Source organism: Streptomyces sp. ID05-39B (assembly GCF_033794725.1).
Lineage (GTDB): Bacteria > Actinomycetota > Actinomycetes > Streptomycetales > Streptomycetaceae > Streptomyces > Streptomyces bobili.
Window position 1 is genome coordinate 22070 of sequence record NZ_JARGEF010000046.1, and the last position, 19157, is coordinate 41226.

Here is a 19157-nt window from a genome sequence, read left to right on the forward strand (position 1 = left end):
CGGGTGGCTCATAAAAATCGCCCACCGAGGTGAGCAGAACCCTCTTGACAATACCCCTGCCCCCGGTTAAGGCGCCCGTCAAGCGGCGGTCGCGACAGTCTCCTCGCGGGCATGAAAGAATCGATATCGGCTCACCGGTACCCACAGCGAGCAGGAGACACAGCAGGATGCGCATCGGAGTCCTCACCGCAGGCGGCGACTGCCCCGGCCTGAACGCAGTGATCCGGTCGGTCGTTCACCGAGCGGTCGACAACTACGGCGACGAGGTGATCGGCTTCGAGGACGGATACGCCGGTCTGCTCGACGGCCACTACCGCACTCTCGACCTGAACGCCGTGAGCGGCATCCTCGCGCGGGGCGGCACGATCCTCGGCTCCTCACGCCTGGAGCGCGACCGCCTGCGCGAAGCCTGCGACAACGCCTCGGACATGATCCACGAGTTCGGCATCGACGCGCTGATCCCGATCGGCGGCGAGGGCACGCTGACGGCGGCCCGCATGCTGTCCGACGCGGGTCTGCCGGTCGTCGGCGTCCCGAAGACCATCGACAACGACATCTCCTCCACGGACCGCACCTTCGGCTTCGACACGGCCGTCGGCGTCGCCACGGAGGCCATGGACCGCCTGAAGACGACGGCCGAGTCCCACCAGCGCGTGATGGTCGTCGAGGTCATGGGCCGGCACGCGGGCTGGATCGCCCTGGAGTCCGGCATGGCGGCCGGCGCCCACGGCATCTGCCTGCCCGAGCGCCCCTTCGACCCGGCCGATCTCGTGAAGCTGGTCGAGGAGCGGTTCGCGCGGGGCAAGAAGTTCGCGGTGATCTGCGTCGCCGAGGGTGCCCACCCCGCCGACGGCACGATGGACTACAGCAAGGGCGCGATCGACCAGTTCGGCCACGAGCGCTTCCAGGGCATCGGTACGGCGCTGGCGTTCGAGCTGGAGAAGCGGCTCGGCAAGGAGGCCCGCCCGGTCATCCTCGGCCACGTCCAGCGCGGCGGCGTGCCGACGGCGTACGACCGTGTCCTCGCGACCCGCTTCGGCTGGCACGCGGTGGAGGCGGCGCACCGGGGAGAGTTCGGCATGATGACCGCGCTGCGCGGCACCGACGTGAAGATGGTGCCGCTCGCGGAGGCGGTGACCGAGCTGAAGACGGTCCCCAAGGACCGGATGGACGAGGCGGAGTCGGTCTTCTAGGGCCTGGCGTCCTCAGCCGGAGTTCTTTGCGACGGTCGTCCAGAAGTGGTCCGTGATCCGGTCGAGGAAGTCGCGGCCGGAGTCCCTCGCGTCACCGGCCTCGCTGCCGGGCCCCAGCTGAGGGTGGCGGTCATCCGCGCCTGGTAGCTGTGGTGCAGCTGCTGGAGGACGGCCTCCAGCAGGCGCCGGTCCAGGGGGAGCAGCTGGCTGAGCGATCACCCGTCGTGAAACCCGGGGAAACGTACGGTGAGCGGTTTCCGTCGTTTCCTCTCGCACGGCGTGCGGCCGGCTCACCGGGCCGCCGGAACCCACCGGTAGACCAGCTCGGGCCTTCCCACCTGCCCGTACAGCGGCTTGCGTTCCGCCCTTCCCGCCTCCACCAGGTGTTCCAGGTAGCGGCGGGCGGTGATCCGGGAGATGCCCACCGCCTCGGCGACTCCGGCCGCGGTCAGTCCCTCCGTGGCCTCCCGTACGGCCCCCGTCACCCGCTCCAGGGTCGGGCCGCTCAGCCCCTTGGGCAGCGCGACCGGGCCCGGTGCGCGCAGGGTGGCCAGGGCTCTGTCGACCTCGTCCTGGCCGCTCGCCTCGCCGGCCGCCCCACGGAACTGCGCGTACCGCACGAGCCGGTCCCGCAGGGTGGCGAAGGTGAACGGCTTCAGCACGTACTGGACGACGCCGAGCGACACGCCCTCCCGGACCACCGTCAGATCGCGCGCCGAGGTAACCGCTATCACGTCGGCGTGATAGCCCGCGGCCCGCAGCGAGCGCGCCAGCTGGAGCCCGTGCCCGTCCGGCAGGTGCAGGTCGAGCAGCAGCAGGTCCACCGGAGTACGGTCCAGCATGCGCCGCGCCTCCGCGCCGGTGTGCGCCTTGCCCACCGCCACGAAGCCCGGTACCCGGCCGACGTACAGGACGTGCGCGTCGGCGGCGACGGGGTCGTCCTCGACCACCAGCACCCGGATCGGCTCGTCACCCGAAACGCCCGTCACGTCCGTCATTCCTTGCCTCCCGACGCCGCCGCGGCGGCGACCGTCGTCCGCAGGAGCAGCCGTACCACGAATTCGGCGCCGCCGCCCTCGGCCTCCGCCACCGACAGGGTCCCGCCGTGGCGGTGCACAGCCTGCCGGACGAGCGCCAGGCCGAGACCGCGGCCCCCCGGCCCGGACGGCTTCGTGGAGAAACCCCGCTCGAAAACCTGCTCGATGTTCGCCGGGTCGACCCCGGCGCCGGTGTCCGTCACCCGCAGCACCAGCTCGCCGGCGGCCTCGCCGTCCCGCGCGCCGTGCTCGGTGCACGCGGTCACCGTGACCCGCGCCCGCATGCTGCCCTGCGCCGCGTCCACGGCGTTGTCGATGAGGTTGCCGAGGATGGTGACCAGGTCCCGGGCGGGCAGCGACTCGGGGAGCAGCCCGTCGTCGAGGCCGCTGCCCTGCGACACCACCAGCTCCACGCCCCGCTCGTTGGCCTGCGCCGTCTTGCCCAGCAGCAGCGCCGCGAGGACGGGCTCGCTCACCGCGGCCACCACCTGGTCGGTCAGTGCCTGGGCCAGCTCCAGTTCGGCGGTCGCGAAGTCCACGGCCTCGTCGGCGCGGCCCAGTTCGATCAGTGAGACCACGGTGTGCAGCCGGTTCGCCGCCTCGTGGGCCTGCGAGCGCAGAGCCTGGGTGAACCCGCGCTCGGAGTCCAACTCGCCCATCAACGACTGGAGTTCGGTGACATCGCGGAGGGTCACCACCGTGCCCCTGCGCTCTCCGCCGGATACCGGAGAGGTGTTCACCGCCACCACCCGGTCCGCCGTCAGATGCACCTCGTCCACGCGCGGTTCGGAGGACAGCAGGGCGCCCGTCAGCGGGGCGGGCAGACCGAGGTCGGCGACGGAGCGGCCCACCACCTCCCCCGAGAGACCGAGCAGTTCACGCCCGCCGTCGTTGATCAGCGCCACCCGGTACTGGCCGTCCAGCATCAGCAGACCCTCGCGCACCGCGTGCAGCGCCGCCTGGTGGTAGTCGTGCATCCGGCTCAGCTCGGCCGCGTTCATGCCGTGGGTGTGGCGGCGCAGCCGGGCGTTGACGACGTACGTGCCGACCGCGCCGAGGGCGAGCGCGCCCGCCGCGACGCCGAACAGGGCCGTCACCTGGTCCTGCACCCGCTTGGTGATCGCCTCGACTCTGATGCCCGCGCTGACCAGGCCGATGATCCGGCCGTCGTCGGCCTCGACGGGGGTGACCGCGCGGACGGACGGGCCGAGGGTGCCGGTGTAGGTCTCGGTGAACGTCTCGCCCTTCAGGGCGCGGGCGATGTTGCCGATGAAGTGCCGGCCGATCTGCTTCTCGTCCGGGTGGGTCCAGCGGATCCCCGCCGGATTCATGATCGTGACGAAGTCGACCTCGGTGTCGCGCATGATCCGCAGCGCGTACGGCTGGAGTTCGGCCGTCGGGTCCGGGGTGCCGATCGCCTCCCGCACGGAGGGTGAGTCGGCGACGGAGCGGGCCACCGCCGAGGCCTGCCGGCTCGCGGCCTCCTCGGCCTGGCTGCGGTCGCTGACGTAGGTGAACAGCGCGTACCCCGCGACGAGCACCGCTATGAGGACCGCCTGCATGGCGAACAGCTGGCCGGCCAGGCTGCGGGGTCTCGGGACGGGGATGCGCATGTCGTCAGTGTGCCCCCGAGGTTAAGCGTGAACTAAATGAACGGAAGGGTGACCGCCCTCACAGCGCGGGGCCATAGTCACGGCATCCCCCATATCCCCCGGACGTGAGCCGCACGCCGGTGATGCCGACGAAGACGTCAAGGAGGGCAGCCGTGGCCGCCAGCACCCCCGATACGGCATCCGCCGTACCCGCAGCAAAGCGGGACCGCACGCACTATCTGTACATCGCGGTGATCGTCGCGGTCGCCATCGGTATCGCCGTGGGCCTGATCGCCCCCGACTTCGCCGTCGAGCTGAAGCCCATCGGTACCGGCTTCGTGAACCTGATCAAGATGATGATCTCGCCGATCATCTTCTGCACGATCGTGCTCGGCATCGGATCCGTCCGCAAGGCCGCCAAGGTCGGCGCCGTCGGCGGTATCGCCCTCGGCTACTTCACGGTCATGTCGCTGGTCGCGCTCGGCATCGGCCTGGTCGTCGGCAACGTCCTGGACCCGGGCAGCAGCCTCGCGGTCACCGACGCGGTCAAGGAGACCGGTCAGGCGCAGGTCTCGGCCGAGGCCAAGGACACCACCGAGTTCCTGCTCGGGATCATCCCGACGACGATCGTCTCGGCCTTCACCGGCGGCGAGGTCCTCCAGACGCTGCTGGTCGCGCTGCTCGCGGGCTTCGCCCTCCAGGCCATGGGCCCGGCCGGGCAGCCGGTCCTGCGCGGTGTCGAGCACATCCAGCGGCTCGTCTTCCGCATCCTCGGCATGGTGATGTGGGCCGCCCCGATCGGTGCCTTCGGCGCCATCGCCGCGGTCACCGGCTCGGCCGGCGTCGACGCGCTCAAGAGCCTCGCCGTCCTGATGCTCGGCTTCTACGCCACCTGCTTCCTGTTCGTGTTCATCGTGCTCGGCACGCTGTTGCGGGTCGTCTCGGGCCTGAACATCTTCGTCTTCTTCAAGTACCTGCTGCGCGAGTTCCTGCTGATCCTGTCCACCTCCTCCTCCGAGTCGGCGCTGCCGCGCCTCATCGCGAAGATGGAGCACCTGGGCGTCAGCAAGCCCGTCGTCGGCATCACCGTCCCGACCGGCTACTCCTTCAACCTCGACGGCACCATGATCTACATGACCATGGCCTCGCTCTACATCGCCGACGCCATGGGTACGCCGATGTCGGTCGGTGAGCAGATCCCGCTGCTGCTGTTCCTGCTGGTCGCTTCCAAGGGCGCCGCCGGTGTCACCGGCGCCGGCCTCGCGACCCTGGCCGGTGGCCTCCAGTCGCACAAGCCGGCCCTGGTGGACGGCATCGGCCTCATCGTCGGCATCGACCGCTTCATGAGCGAGGCCCGCGCCCTGACGAACTTCGCGGGCAACGCCGTCGCCACGATCCTGATCGGCACCTGGACCAAGGAGATCGACAAGGAGCGCGTGGAGCGCGTGCTCGCCGGTGAGCTGCCCTTCGACGAGAAGACCCTCCTCGACGACGGTCACGGCAGCCAGGACGCCCCGGCCGTGGACCTTCCCGAGCAGCGGGAAGAGGGCGAGAAGGAACTCGCCAAGGCCTGACGCCCCCGCGCGGCGCGTCTGCGCACACTCCGGGTGTCCGGCCCCGCCTGAACCGGGGCCGGACACCCGGTACCCGCCGGGCGGCTGAGTACTCCCCCGTAGCTCAGCCGCCCGGTTCTCGTTCTTCCGCTTCGCCGCAGGCCCCCGGTGTTCACCCACCGGGGGCCTGCGGCGTTCGCCTCGATCGAGAACTCTCCTGCGGGCCGGGCACTCCCGGCGGCCGGGACGGGCCCGCCCGTCCTCGCGGGAGATCTCCGCGCGGGGCAGCGACCTGTACGTCACCCCCACCCGCGCCGACCTCGGGCCGGCGCCCGCCCGGCGCCCGTCAGCCGGACTCGCTCACCTTCGTCACCAGTGCGGTGGCCAGGGTGGCGGGCACGCCCGCCGCGGTCAGTGTCGTGACGGCGGCCGACCGGCCCGCCTCGTGCGTGCTCAGCAGCTCGTCGTTCACGGCCTCCATCAGCGCGAACACGATCTGCTCGTGCACGTACGCCAGTGCCGGCGCCGGCAGCGGTGAGACGAACGTCCCCTCGTCCAGACCGCGCTGCAGCAGCCGGATCGTGTCCCGGCGGACCGGGGCGAGCCGCTCCCGGATGCCCTGCATGGTGACCGTGCGCTGGGCCAGCGCGACCAGCAGGCGGTAGCGGTCGGCGATCTGCCACACGGCCAGCACCGACCGCGCCAGTTCCTCCGCCGGATCACCGACGGCCTCGCGTTCCGGCTGGTGGGCGGCGGCCAGCACCTCCACCGCCTCGTCGACCAGCGTGCCGATCAGTGCCTCGCGGCTGGGGAAGTGGCCGTACACCGTGCGCCGTACGACACCGGCGGCGCGGGCGATCTGGTCCATGGACGCGTCGGGGTCGCGCAACAGCTCGGCGAGGGCCACATCGAGGATGCGACGTCGGTTTGCCTCGGCGCGACTGCCGATACCCGTGGTCATGGCCGCCATTGTGCCCGCCTTCCGGCGGTGGCTCGTTCCGCACCACGAATTTGCACAGTGGTGTGCACGGGACGTACATTGCACAGCGTTGTGCAATTCCAGCGGTGTACCTCCCGAGGAAGGCGATCCCTGCCATGCGACTCGTCCTGAACGAACCGGTCGAAGGGATGAAGGGCCCCTACCACCGACGCTGGTGGGCGCTCCTCGTCCTCTGCCTGAGCCTGTTGGTCATCGTGATGGCGAACACCGCCCTCACGGTCGCAGCGCCCGCCATGACCGAGGACCTCGCCCTCTCCAGCGCCGACCTCCAGTGGGTCATCGACGGCTACACCGTGCCGTACGCGGCACTGATGCTGCTGCTCGGCGCGGTCGGCGACAAGTACAGCCGCCGCGGGGCGCTGATCCTCGGGCTCGTCGTGTTCGCCGGCGGGGCCGTCTCCGGCTACCTCGCCGACAGCTCCACCACCGTGATCGCGGCCCGCGCCGTGATGGGCGTGGGCGCGGCGCTCATCATGCCCGCGACGCTCTCCCTGCTCGCCGCGACCTTCCCGCGCGCGGAACGCGCCAAGGCGATCACCCTGTGGACGGCCACCGCGGGCCTCGCCATCGCGGCCGGTCCGCTCGTCGCGGGAGCGCTGCTCGAGAACCACGGCTGGTCGTCGACGTTCCTCATCAACGTGCCCGTCGCCGCCGTCGCGATCGTCGGCGCCCTCGTCCTCGTCCCGCCGTCCAAGGCCGGGCACCACGACCGGATCGACCACGTCGGTGGCCTGCTGTCCGTGGTGTGGATCGGCGCGCTCGTCTACACGATCATCGAGGGCCCGCACTTCGGCTGGGGCCCCAAGGCCATCGGCGCGGCGGTCGTCGCCGCGCTCGCCCTGCTCGCCTTCGTCCTGTGGGAGTTGCGCCACCCGCACCCGGTCATCGACGTCCGCCGCTTCACCGACCGCCGCTTCGCCGGCTCCAACCTGGCCGTCGCCCTGTTCTTCCTCGCCGTCTTCGGCGCCTTCTACTACCTCACCCAGCACCTCCAGTTCGTCCTCGGCCACGACGCCCTCGACACCGGCCTGCGCATGCTGCCCCTGGCCGGCGCGGTCTTCGTCGGCTCGGCCCTGACCGCCTACCTCACCCCCCGCGTCGGCATGAAGTGGACGGTCACCGCGGGCATGGTCGGCGGCACGGCCGCCCTCGCCCTGCTCACCCAGATCGACTCCACGTCCTCGTACGGCGACTTCGTGGCGCCCCTCGTCGTCCTCGGCGTGGCGATCGGACTCGCCCTGTCGCCCTGCACGGACGCCATCATGGGGGCGTTCCCCGAGTCCGAACTGGGCGTCGGCGGCGCGGTGAACGACACCTCGCTGGAGCTGGGCGGCTCCCTCGGCATCGCCGTCCTCGGCTCACTGCTGGGTACGTCGTACTCCGACCACCTCGGGGACGCGGCCTCCGGCAGCGGTCTCCCGGCCGGCACCCTCGCCACCGCCCAGGACTCGGTAGGTGCCGGGTACGCCGTCGCGCAGGGCGTCGCCGACAGGGCACGGCAGCTCGGTGACCAGGCGGCACAGTCGACCGATCCGCAGCAGGCCGCGCAGCTCAGGGCGCAGGCCGCCCAACTCGCCGAGAACGCCCGGCACATGGCCGACTCGGTCGGCTCCTCCTTCGCGGACGCGGTCGCCCACACGAGTCTGGTCGGCGCGGTGGTGCTCGGCGTCGGCACGGTGCTGGTGGCGGTCCTGCTGCCGGGCGGGGGAAAGCCGGCGGAGGCCGAGGCGGGGGATGCGGACAAGCGGGAGCGGGAGTTCAGCGAGGTGCGCTGATCCGCGTCCGGTGCCGCCGACGTGTCCGGGCGCGTCGGCGGCACCGGCGGTCGGTCACCGCCCGGCGGCACCGGCGGTCGGTCACCGCCCGGCGGCTCGGGGTGGGACCGTGGCGAGCGTCAGACGTCCTTCCTTCCGAGCGTCTCCGCGACCGCCCGCCCGAGCCACTGCCGGGCGTTGCCGAAGGTGAAACCGAGCCGGACGGCACGGGAGTTGTCCATGGGATAGGAGCGCCGGAAGGCGAACGGGGAGACCTCGCCGACCTCCACCTCGTGGAAGACGGTCTTGCCGTCGGGGAAGTGCCCGGCCACCACCCCGCACAACTCCTCGGTGGTCAGCGGCTGGTGGGACGCCGCGTTGACGGGCCCGGTGAACTCCTCGCCGGCCGCCCAGAACAGGAAGTCCGCGATCTCCTCGACGTGGATGTACGTCGCCGGGTGGTTCGACACCGGCACGGTGATCGGCTCGCCGGCGCGGACCCGGTCCGCGTAGTGGGTCAGTCGTCCGGTGAAGTCGTCGGCGCCGCCGAGGACGTGCGCGACCCGTACCGCCGCCCACGGGAACGCCCCGGCCGCCGCGAACACGGCCTCCGCCTGCCGCTTGCCCTCGCCGTAGTGGGCGTCGAGGAACGCGGCGTCGTCCCAGGGGAGTTGGAGGTCGACGGTCGCGGCCAGGGGATCGACGTCCGTCTCCCGGACGGGGGCGATGGAGTCCTCGTACTCGTAGACCTCGACGGTGGACGTCAGCACATAGCGGCGGGTGCGGCCGGCCAGGACGCGCACGGCGACGGCGGCCTGCCGCGGGGTGTAGCAGACCTGGTCGACGACCACGTCGAAGCGGCGCGGGCTGAGCGCCGCGCGCAGCGCCTTCTCGTCGTCGCGGTCGGCGACGAGGTGCACCGTGCCCGCGGGCGGCCGAGACGATCCGCGGTTGAGGACCGTGACCCGGTCCCCGGCCGCCAGCAGCCTTTCGACCAGCCGCTTGCCGACATACCGGTTGCCACCGATGACCAGAACCTCTCGCGCCTTTTCCATGACCATAATTCTCGCGGCGTACCCACGAGGTCTGAAGGGGAAGACATGGGAGATCGGGCGGCAGCACCGAAAGAACCGCGGCATCTGCGCGCTACCACCAGCGAAACCTCGGTGGTCTTCGACGCGCTCGACCGGCAGATCCTCCACCTGCTCCAGACGGACGGCCGGATCAGACTCAGCGAGCTGGGACGCCGGGTGAGGCTGAGCCCGGCCGCGGTGACCGAGCGGGTGCGCCGCCTGGAGGCCGCGGGCGCGATCACCGGATACGGCGCGCAGGTCGCTCCGGCCCGCCTCGGCTACGGCATCCAGGCGTTCATCCGGGTCAATCCGCACGGCGGCTACACCCTCAAGCACCCCCGCACCCTGGAACTCCTGGCCCGCCCCGAGATCACCGAGGTCCACCACGTGATCGGCGAGGACTGCTGGCTCCTCAAGGTCGCCGTCACGGACACGGTCCACCTGGAGGAGGTCCTGGAACAGACCTCGGCGCTGGGCCGGACCACGACGTCGATCGTGCTGTCCTCCCCGGTGCGCGGGAAGCCGCTCCTGCCCCCGCAGTGAGGCCGTCGTGCCGTCGCCTCTTGCCTTGACGTCGGCGTCAACCCGTACGTTCGTAGGCATGCGAATCGGCGAGCTGGCCGCACGGGCCGAAACCACGACACGGACGCTGCGGTACTACGAGTCGCGGGGCCTGCTGCCCGCGCGGCGCGACGAGCTGGGTCACCGGGCCTACGACGAGCGCGACCTGCGGGCGTTGCGGCAGATCAGGACGCTGCGGGACTTCGGGTTCGAGCTGGAGGAGACCCGGCCCTTCGTGGAGTGTCTGCGGGCGGGACACCCGCAGGGCGACTCGTGCCCGGCCTCGCTCGCGGTGTACCGGCGCAAGCTCGACGAGCTGGACGCGCTCATCGGGGAGCTGGCGGCGGTCCGCGAGAAGGTCGCCGGGCAGCTCACGCGGGCCGAGCGGGCGCGTGACGAGCTGGCCGCCGAGGCGCTGGTTCCGGGGGGTCCGGAGCCCGTGTGCGAACTGGGAGGGCGGGACCTGTGACCAAGGTGGCCGGAGTGGACGAGGTGACGGACGCGGATTTCGCGGCGGAGGTGCTCGCGGCGGAACTGCCGGTGCTGGTGGAGTTCACCGCCGACTGGTGCCCGCCGTGCCGGCAGATGGCGCCGGTGCTCAGGGCGCTCGCCGAGGAGGAGGGCGAGCGGCTGAAGGTGGTGCAGCTGAACGTGGACCAGAATCCGGAGACGACCAACCACTACAAGGTGCTGTCGATGCCGACGTTCATGGTGTTCCGGGGCGGTGAGCCGCTGAAGGCGATGGTGGGGGCGCGGCCGAAGCGGCGGCTGCTGGAGGAATTGTCCGACGTCATCTGAGCGGAAGCACAAAAACCCCCGAGCAATTGCGCTCGGGGGTTTTCTCGGCGTATATTCGATGATTCGCGACTTCGGGGGATCGAGTCGCGGCACAAGTTCAATGAGCAGAGTATATCCGGGCGGGAGCGGCATTGTCAAACATCGACGCAGGCGCTGAAGTAAGCAATGAATTCACCGACAGTGAAATGCGCGGTGAACAGGAATTCATCGACGGGCTGTACGCGCGCGTGGACGCGCTGCGCGGTGTCACCGAGGCCGCCGTCACCGACGCCCTCGCCCAGGGCAACACGCCCATGCAGGCCCGTCTGGAACGGGACATCCTCGTCGCCGAACGCTCCGGGCTGCTCGCCGCGCTGAACGCCGTGGACGGCTCGCTCTGCTTCGGCCGGATCGACCTGTCCTCCGGCGCCAGCCACCACATCGGCCGCATCGGCCTGCGCCGGGACGATCCCGAGCGCACCCCGGTCCTCGTCGACTGGCGGGCCGGCATCGCCCGCCCCTTCTACCTGGCCACCGGCCACACGACGATGGGCCTGCGCCGCCGCCGGCACATCTCCACCGACGGCCGCCGGGTCACCGCCCTGCACGACGAGTTCCTCGACCTCGGTGACGCCACCCGCACCGGCCACGAGGACCCCACCGGTGACGCCGTCCTCCTCGCCGCGCTCAACTCCGCGCGCACCGGCCGCATGCACGACATCGTGCAGACCATCCAGGCCGAGCAGGACGAGATCATCCGCGCACCCCACCGCGGTGTGCTGGTCGTCGAGGGCGGCCCCGGCACCGGCAAGACGGCCGTCGCCCTGCACCGCGCCGCCTACCTCCTCTACGAGCACCGCGAACTGCTCGCCAAGCGGGCCGTCCTCATCGTCGGCCCCAACCCCGCCTTCCTCGGCTACATCGGCGAGGTGCTCCCCTCCCTCGGCGAGACCGGCGTACTCCTCGCGACGGTCGGCGAGCTGTACCCCGGCGTGAAGGCGACGGCCACGGACACCCCGGAGGCCGCCGCGGTGAAGGGCCGCGCCGGTATGGCCGACGTCCTCGCCGCCGCCGTACGCGACCGGCAGGCACTGCCCGACCCGGTGATCGCCATCGAGCACGACCGCGAGGTCCTGATGCTCGACGAGGGCCTGGTCGGCGTCGCCCGCGAACGCACCCGGGCGGCGAAGCTGCCGCACAACGCCGCGCGTGAGCACTTCGAGGGCCACATCCTCAACACCCTCACCGAGCTGTACGCCGAACGCGTCGGCACCGACCCCTACGACGGCTCCAGCCTCCTCGACCCCAGTGACGTCACCCAGATCCGCGACGAGCTGGCCGAGAACCCCGAGGTATGGGCGGCCGTCGACCAGTTGTGGCCGGTGCTCACCCCGCAGCGGGTGGTCGCCGACCTCCTCGCCGACCCCGAGGGGTACGTCCCCGACGAGGACGCGGCCGCCATCCGCCGCCCGGTCACCCGCGCCTGGACCGTCGCGGACGTCCCGCTGCTCGACGAGGCCGCCGAACTCCTCGGTGAGGACGACCGCTCGGCACGGGAGCGCGCCGAACGCGAACGGGAACGGCAGGTCGCCTACGCCCAGGGCGTGCTGGACGTCTCCTACGCCTCCCGGACGTACGAGTTCGACGACAAGGACGACGAGGCCTCCGAAGTCCTGTCGGCCCACGACATCATCGACGCCGAACGCTTCGCCGAACGCCACGAGGAGGACGACCACCGCAGCGCCGCCGAGCGCGCGGCGGCCGACCGGACCTGGGCGTTCGGGCACATCATCGTCGACGAGGCGCAGGAACTGTCACCGATGGCGTGGCGGCTGCTGATGAGGCGCAGCCCCACCCGTTCCATGACCCTCGTCGGCGACCCGGCGCAGACCGCGGAGGCGGCGGGCGTCGGCTCCTGGTCAGGCATCCTCGACCCCTACGTCGGCGACCGCTGGGAGCACACCCGGCTGGGCGTCAACTACCGCACCCCCGCGGAGATCATGGACGTCGCGGCGGCCGTCGTCCGCGCCGAGCAGCCCGACTTCGTCCCGCCGAGTTCGGTACGGTCCACCGGGGTACGCCCCTGGGTACGTGCCGTCGAAGACCTGCCCGGCGCGGTCGCCGAGGCGGTGAGGGAGCTGACCCCCGCCGAGGGCAGGCTCGCCGTGATCGCCCCCCGCGACCTGCACCGGCGCCTCGCGGCCCGCCTCGACGGAGTCACCGCGGACACCGATCCCGACCTCACCCACCAGGTCGTCCTCCTGGACCCCCGCCAGTCCAAGGGCCTGGAATTCGACTCGGTCCTGGTCGTGGAACCCTCCCGCTACGGCACCAGCGACCTGTACGTCGCCCTGACCCGGGCCACCCAACGCCTGGGGGTCCTCCACACGGGCAGCCTGCCGAAGCCGTTGGCGGAGACCCTCGGGTAGCCCGAGGCCGGCAGGCGGCGGCGGGCGGCGGCGGACAAGCGGCTACGCCGGCCGCAGCCACACCGTCGACAGTGGGGGCAGTGTCAGGCGGATCGACGCCGGGTGGCCGTGCCACGGCTGGGGTTCCGGTTTCAGCGGGTCGGGGTGGAAGACGTCGCTGCCGCCGTACCGGCCGGCGTCCGTGTTGAGGACCTCGTACCAGGCGGGTATGTCGTCCGGCACGCCCAGCCGGTAGTCGTGGCGGACGACGGGGGAGAAGTGGGAGACGGACAACAGGGGCGTGCCGTCGGCGTCGCGCCGCAGGAAGGCGAGGACGTTGTCGTCGGCGGCGTCGCCCACCACCCACTCGAAGCCGTCGGCGGAGGTGTCCCGCTCCCACAGTGCCGGCGTCGACCGGTAGACGGAGTTCAGGTCACCGACCAGATCCCGCACGCCCCGGTGATCGGCCTGTGCCCCGTACGCGGGATCGAGCAGCCACCAGTCGGGCCCGTGCTCCTCCGACCACTCCGCTCCCTGCGCGAACTCCTGCCCCATGAAGAGGAGTTGCTTGCCGGGATGGGCCCACATGTACGCCAGGTAGGCGCGCAGGTTGGCGCGCTGCTGCCACCAGTCGCCGGGCATCTTCGACACGAGCGACTTCTTGCCGTGCACGACCTCGTCGTGCGAGATGGGCAGGACGTAGTTCTCGCTGTAGGCGTACACCATGGAGAAGGTCATCTCACCGTGGTGGTACCTGCGGTACACGGGCTCGTGGCTCATGTACTGGAGCGAGTCGTGCATCCACCCCATGTTCCACTTCAGCCCGAAGCCGAGCCCGCCGAAGCCGCTCGGCCCCCGGTGGTGCGTGGCGCGGGTGACGCCGTCCCAGGCCGTGGACTCCTCCGCGATGGTCACCACCCCGGGGACGCGCCGGTACACCGTGGCGTTCATCTCCTGGAGGAAGGCCACCGCGTCCAGGTTCTCCCGGCCGCCGTGCTCGTTGGGCGTCCACTGGCCGGGCTCGCGCGAGTAGTCGAGGTAGAGCATGGAGGCGACGGCGTCCACCCGGAGCCCGTCGATGTGGAACTCCTCGCACCAGTACACCGCGTTGGCGACGAGGAAGTTGCGCACCTCGCGCCGCCCGTAGTCGAACTCCAGCGTCCCCCAGTCGGGATGCGCGGCCCGCAGCGGGTCCTCGTGCTCGTACAGGGTCCGCCCGTCGAACTCGGCCAGCGCCCAGTCGTCCCGCGGGAAGTGGGCCGGCACCCAGTCCATGAGGACGCCGATGCCGGCCCGGTGCAGCGCGTCCACCAGGAACCGGAAGTCGTCGGGCGTGCCGAGCCGGGCCGTGGGCGCGTAGAAGCCGGTGACCTGGTAGCCCCACGAGCCACCGAAGGGATGCTCGGCGATCGGCATCAGCTCGACGTGCGTGAAGCCCAGCTCCCTGACGTACGCGGGGAGCTGCTCGGCGAGTTGGCGGTAGGTCAGGCCTGGTCGCCAGGACGGGAGATGAACCTCGTAGACGGAGAGGGGTGCCTCGTGGGCCGGGCGCTCCCCGCGCCGCGCCAGCCACTCCTCGTCGCCCCACTCGTAGTGCGAGGCGTCGACCACCGAGGAGGTGGCCGGCGGGGTCTCCGTGCGGCGGGCCATCGGGTCGGCACGCTGGGTGCGGGAGCCGTCGGGCCGGGTGATGTCGAACTTGTACAGCTCGCCCTCGCCGATCCCCGGCACGAACAGTTCCCACACTCCGGAGGAGCCCAGCGACCGCATCGGATACCCGGTGCCGTCCCAGAAGTTGAAGGCGCCCGCGAGCCGTACCGCGCGCGCGTTGGGCGCCCACACGCAGAACCGGGTGCCGGCCACGCCCTGGTGGGTGAGGGGGTGAGCGCCGAGCACCGTCCACAGTTCCTCGTGCCGTCCCTCGCCGATCAGGTGCAGGTCCAGGTCGCCGAGCGTGGGCAGGAAGCGGTACGGGTCCTCGGTCTCCTGGACCGTGTCCTCGTAGGCGACGACGAGACGGTAGGCCGGGACCTCCCGCAGGGGGAGCAGGCCGGAGAAGAAGCCGTCGCCGTCGTCGTGCAGTTCGGCCCGCAGCTCGCCGGCGACGACGGCGACCGAGCGGGCGTAGGGGCGGAAGGCGCGGAAGACGATCCCGCCGGGCGCCGGGTGCGCGCCGAGCACGGCGTGCGGCTGGTGATGCGTGCCGTGCAGCAGCCGCTCGCGGTCGTCGGCGTCCAGTGCGGGGGAGAGGGCGACCTCCAGGGGCCCGGCCGGGGGCGCCTCGCGCGCCACGGCCTTCTTCGCCGCGACCGCCTTCTTCGAGGCCGCCTTCTTCGCCACGGCCTTCTTCGTCGTGGTCTTCGCCGTGACGGCCTTCTTGGCGACGGCCTTCCCGGCAGCCGCGGTCTTCTTCTCGGCCGCCTTCCTGCCGGCCGCCTTCTTGCCCGCCACCGTCTCGGCCACCGTCTTGTCGGCCACCGGTTTCCTGGCGGCGGCCTGCTCGGCCGGGGCCTTCTTCGGGTCCCTCGGGGCCTTCGTTGCCTTCGGTTCCCTCGGGTCGAAACCGTGGGGGGACGGGGGGCTGGGAGTCACGGGCGGAGCCTCCTCAGAACGAGTCGGATGCGGCGAGCCGACGTATCGCGGTCAGCGGGACGGAGAGCCAGTCGGGGCGGTGCCGTGCCTCGTAGACGACCTCGTAGACCGCCTTGTCCGTCTCGTAGGCCCGCAGCAGCACGGGGTCGGTGCGGGGGTCGGTGCCGGACACCTCGGCGTAGCCGGAGCAGTAGGCGGCCCGGCACACGTCGGCCCAGCCGGGCGCCGGCGGGTCGGCGGAGAGGGCGGCGTAGTCGAAGGAGCGCAGCATGCCCGCCACGTCCCGCACGGCCGGCTGGGGCATCCTGCGTTCGGCGAGCGGGCGGGCCGGTTCGCCCTCGAAGTCGATCAGGGACCACTCTCCAAAGGGTGCGCGCAGGCACTGCCCGAGGTGCAGGTCGCCGTGGACGCGCTGGGCGGTCCAGGTGCGGCCCTCGGCCGCGAGGCCGGCCAGCGCGGAGAAGGCGGTGCGCAGGCCGGGCGCGTACGGGCGCAGCGCGGGCACGGCCTGGGAGGCCGCGTCGAGCCGCTCGGTCATGCCGTCGACGAGCGGGCCGAGCTGGGCGTGACCGAGGGTCACGGTGGGCAGCGCGCGGGCCAGGGCCGTGTGCACCTCGGCCGTGGCCCGGCCCAGCGCCCGAGCCTCGGCGCCGAAGTCCTGGCCCTTGGCCAGTTCCCGCAGCGCCAGCTCCCAGCCGTCCGTCGCGCCCTTCACATACGGCTGGAGCACACCGAGGACGTACGACTCGCCGGCACCGTCCTCCAGGTCCGCGAGCAGCCATGCCGTCGGCGCGGGAACCCGGGGCGAGCCCTCGCGGGCCAGCGCCAGCGGCAGTTCCAGGTCGGGGTTGACGCCGGGGACGACCCGGCGCAACAGCTTGAGAATGAACGTATCTCCGAACACGACCGAGGAATTGGACTGCTCGGCGGTCAGCCGGCGTGGCACCAGGCCGGCGCGTATCTCCTGACCGGGGTCCCGTTCGCAGCGCAGGACGCCGATCCGGGCCTCGGTGCGCAGCGCCTCCAGGAGGACCTCGGCGGGCCGGGTGTCGTACAGGGCGTCGTAGACGGTCCGGCCGCCGAGCGGTCCGTCCGGCACATGCCCGATCATCGAGGGCGCCAGCCGGGGCGGCAGCGCCTCGCGCACGCCGATCAGCAGCTGGTAGCAGTCGCCGGGCACGGCGCCCTGGTGGGCGCGGACCAGCAGGTGGTAGAGGCCCAGCCTGGACGCGGCGGGCAGCAGCTCGGTGCCCGCCACCAGCGAGAATCCCGTGACCGGACTCCCCTTGCCGGCGAACCAGCGCTGCCGTGGCAGCCACTCGCGCAGCAGGGGGGCCAGTGACGCGAGGAGGCCGGGGCTGGTCGTGCCGGAGAGTGTGACCGTTTCCGCCATGGCGTCACGTCCTTTCCCCGGGGGGTCGGGGTGTTACTGATGCGTGCCCCGGGCGGGGCGGGAGAAACCGCCCCGCCGCGGGGTTCTAGACGGTCCGCACGGTTCGCACTAGACGGTCTCCCTGCGCAAGCGGAACCAGTAGAAGCCGTGCCCGCCGAGGGTCAGCAGGTACGGCAGGTCACCGACGGCCGGGAAGCGGACCCCGCCGAACAGTTCGACGGGGTGGCGGCCGCCGAACCGGCTCAGGTCCAGCTCGGTGGGCTGGGCGAAGCGGGAGAAGTTGTGGACGCACAGGACCAGGTCGTCCTCGTACTCGCGCAGGAAGGCGAGGACGGCCGGGTTGGAGGACGGCAGTTCGGTGTAGGAGCCGAGGCCGAAGGCGTGGTTCTGCTTGCGGATCTCGATCATGCGGCGGGTCCAGTGCAGCAGCGAGGAGGGCGACGCCATCGACGCCTCGACGTTGGTGACCTGGTAGCCGTGGACGGGGTCCATGATGGTCGGCAGAAAGAGCCGGCCGGGGTCGCAGGACGAAAAACCTGCGTTACGGTCCGGTGTCCACTGCATGGGAGTGCGCACCGCGTCACGGTCGCCGAGCCAGATGTTGTCGCCCATGCCGATCTCGTCGCCGTAATACAGGATCGGCGAACCGGGCAGCGACAGCAACAGCGCGGTGAAGAGTTCGATCTGGTTGCGGTCGTTGTCCAGGAGGGGCGCCAGCCGCCGGCGGATGCCGATGTTGGCGCGCATGCGCGGATCCTTGGCGTACTCCGCGTACATGTAGTCGCGCTCCTCGTCGGTGACCATCTCCAGGGTCAGCTCGTCGTGGTTGCGCAGGAAGATGCCCCACTGGCAGCCGGAGGGGATCGTCGGCGTCTTGGCGAGGATCTCCGACACCGGGTAGCGGGACTCGCGGCGCACCGCCATGAAGATGCGGGGCATGACGGGGAAGTGGAACGCCATGTGGCACTCGTCGCCGCCGGAGGCGTAGTCGCCGAAGTAGTCGACGACGTCCTCGGGCCACTGGTTGGCCTCGGCCAGGATCACGGTGTCCGGGTACTGCGCGTCGATCTCCTTGCGGACCCGCTTGAGGAAGGCGTGGGAGGCGGGGAGGTTCTCGCAGTTGGTCCCCTCCTCGGCGTACAGGTAGGGCACCGCGTCGAGCCGGAAGCCGTCGATGCCCAGGTCCAGCCAGAACCTCAGCGCGGAGATCATCTCTTCCTGCACGGCCGGGTTCTCGTAATTGAGGTCCGGCTGGTGGGAGAAGAAGCGGTGGAAGAAGTACTGCTTGCGTACCGGGTCGAAGGTCCAGTTGGAGACCTCGGTGTCGACGAAGATGATCCGCGCGTCCGCGTACTGCTTGTCGTCGTCGGCCCACATGTAGTAGTCGCCGTACGGCCCGTCGGGATCCTTTCTCGACTCCTGGAACCACGGATGCTGGTCGCTGGTGTGGTTCATGACGAAGTCGATGATGACGCGCATGCCGCGCTGGTGGGCGGCGTCGACGAACTCCACGAAGTCGGCGAGGTCACCGAACTCGGGCAGCACGGCGGTGTAGTCGGAGACGTCGTAGCCGCCGTCCTTCAGCGGTGACTTGAAGAAGGGCGGCAGCCACAGGCAGTCGACGCCCAGCCACTGGAGGTAGTCGAGTTTGGCGGTGAGGCCCTTGAGGTCGCCGACGCCGTCGCCGTTGCTGTCCTGGAAGGAGCGGACGAGGACCTCGTAGAAGACGGCTCGTTTGAACCAGTCGGGATCGCGGTCCCTGGCGGGGGTGTCCTCGAAGGTGTCCTGAACGGGCTCGTTGACGATCATCGTGTGGGTGACCCTCCGATCTGCGGGGTGGACGGTCGCAGGACGGTCAGGACGTGCGCGGGCCGAGTGCCCGGTTCGAGGCGCACGTAGTTGGCCCTGCCCCAGTGGTAGGTCTCGCCGGTGAGCTCGTCGCGCACCGGCACGGACTCGTGCCAGTCCAGGCCGAGTTGCGGCATGTCCAACGAGACCGTGGCCTCCTGGGTGTGGTGGGGGTCGAGGTTGACGACCACCAGAACCGTGTTCGAACCGCTCCGCTTCGAGTAGGCGATCACCGCGTCCTGGTCGGCGTCGTGGAAGTGCAGATTCCGTAGTTGCCGCAGCGCGGGATGGGCCCGCCGGATCTCGTTGAGCCGGGTGATCAGCGGGGCGATGGTGCGGCCCTCGCGCGTGGCGGCCTCCCAGTCCCGCGGCCTGA

At 71.2% G+C, this 19157-nt stretch carries 15 protein-coding genes; 7 read left to right on the top strand and 8 right to left on the bottom strand.

Annotated elements, in window-relative coordinates; genetic code table 11:
• Positions 1-167 precede the first annotated feature (167 nt).
• Positions 168-1193 carry an ATP-dependent 6-phosphofructokinase gene (locus P1P75_RS13260; protein WP_086770819.1) on the top strand — a complete coding sequence of 342 codons (1026 nt, stop codon included), beginning with the start codon at positions 168-170 and terminating at the stop codon, positions 1191-1193.
• 290 nt (positions 1194-1483) lie between these two features.
• On the opposite strand, the gene P1P75_RS13265 is transcribed toward P1P75_RS13260, so the two are convergent.
• Together P1P75_RS13265 and P1P75_RS13270 are read right to left on the bottom strand one after the other, a co-directional pair.
• A complete protein-coding gene (locus tag P1P75_RS13265) occupies positions 1484-2182 on the bottom strand; it encodes a response regulator (RefSeq protein ID WP_319254854.1) in 699 nt (232 codons plus the stop codon).
• Positions 2183-2187: 5 nt separating this feature from the next.
• Positions 2188-3843 (bottom strand): sensor histidine kinase, encoded by a 1656-nt coding sequence (locus P1P75_RS13270; RefSeq protein WP_319254856.1) that lies wholly within the window; start codon positions 3841-3843, stop codon positions 2188-2190.
• A 122-nt stretch (positions 3844-3965) separates the two neighbouring features.
• On the opposite strand from P1P75_RS13270, the gene P1P75_RS13275 reads away from it, so the two are divergent.
• Positions 3966-5396 carry a cation:dicarboxylase symporter family transporter gene (locus P1P75_RS13275; protein WP_319254876.1) on the top strand — a complete coding sequence of 477 codons (1431 nt, stop codon included), beginning with the start codon at positions 3966-3968 and terminating at the stop codon, positions 5394-5396.
• Positions 5397-5721: 325 nt separating this feature from the next.
• Here P1P75_RS13275 and P1P75_RS13280 read toward each other — a convergent pair whose 3' ends face one another.
• On the bottom strand, positions 5722-6345 hold the full coding sequence (locus P1P75_RS13280) for a TetR/AcrR family transcriptional regulator (RefSeq protein WP_086770824.1): 624 nt from the start codon (positions 6343-6345) through the stop codon (positions 5722-5724).
• A 125-nt stretch (positions 6346-6470) separates the two neighbouring features.
• Between P1P75_RS13280 and P1P75_RS13285 the strand changes: the two genes are divergently transcribed.
• Complete coding sequence (locus P1P75_RS13285; RefSeq protein ID WP_319254859.1) at positions 6471-8150, top strand: MFS transporter; 1680 nt, start codon at positions 6471-6473, stop codon at positions 8148-8150.
• A 119-nt stretch (positions 8151-8269) separates the two neighbouring features.
• On the opposite strand, the gene P1P75_RS13290 is transcribed toward P1P75_RS13285, so the two are convergent.
• The gene (locus P1P75_RS13290; RefSeq protein WP_319254861.1) at positions 8270-9190 is read right to left on the bottom strand and encodes an NAD-dependent epimerase/dehydratase family protein; all 921 of its coding nucleotides are present in this window, start codon (positions 9188-9190) and stop codon (positions 8270-8272) included.
• A gap of 39 nt (positions 9191-9229) precedes the next feature.
• Here P1P75_RS13290 and P1P75_RS13295 point away from each other — a divergent pair, with 39 nt between their 5' ends.
• From P1P75_RS13295 to P1P75_RS13310, 4 genes are all read left to right on the top strand, one after another.
• Positions 9230-9745 (top strand): Lrp/AsnC family transcriptional regulator, encoded by a 516-nt coding sequence (locus P1P75_RS13295; protein ID WP_319254863.1) that lies wholly within the window; start codon positions 9230-9232, stop codon positions 9743-9745.
• A gap of 58 nt (positions 9746-9803) precedes the next feature.
• Complete coding sequence (locus P1P75_RS13300) at positions 9804-10232, top strand: MerR family transcriptional regulator (protein ID WP_319254865.1); 429 nt, start codon at positions 9804-9806, stop codon at positions 10230-10232.
• A gap of 14 nt (positions 10233-10246) precedes the next feature.
• Positions 10247-10561 (top strand): thioredoxin domain-containing protein, encoded by a 315-nt coding sequence (locus P1P75_RS13305; RefSeq protein ID WP_319254878.1) that lies wholly within the window; start codon positions 10247-10249, stop codon positions 10559-10561.
• A gap of 185 nt (positions 10562-10746) precedes the next feature.
• Positions 10747-12969: a UvrD-helicase domain-containing protein gene (locus P1P75_RS13310; RefSeq protein ID WP_319254866.1), complete on the top strand. Its 2223-nt coding sequence runs from the start codon at positions 10747-10749 to the stop codon at positions 12967-12969.
• A gap of 42 nt (positions 12970-13011) precedes the next feature.
• Here the strand turns inward: P1P75_RS13310 and glgB are convergent, their stop codons facing one another.
• The 4 genes from glgB to P1P75_RS13330 all read right to left on the bottom strand — a co-directional run.
• Entirely contained in the window at positions 13012-15411 is a 2400-nt protein-coding gene (glgB, locus tag P1P75_RS13315; RefSeq protein WP_319254880.1) for a 1,4-alpha-glucan branching enzyme, read from the bottom strand.
• Positions 15412-15553: 142 nt separating this feature from the next.
• Entirely contained in the window at positions 15554-16933 is a 1380-nt protein-coding gene (locus tag P1P75_RS13320; protein WP_319254868.1) for a maltokinase, read from the bottom strand.
• A 108-nt stretch (positions 16934-17041) separates the two neighbouring features.
• Positions 17042-18742 (bottom strand): maltose alpha-D-glucosyltransferase, encoded by a 1701-nt coding sequence (gene treS / locus P1P75_RS13325; protein WP_319254870.1) that lies wholly within the window; start codon positions 18740-18742, stop codon positions 17042-17044.
• On the bottom strand, positions 18739-19157 hold a 419-nt coding region (locus P1P75_RS13330), incomplete at its 5' end, for a DUF3459 domain-containing protein (RefSeq protein ID WP_319254872.1). The genes P1P75_RS13330 and treS, both read right to left, overlap by 4 nt.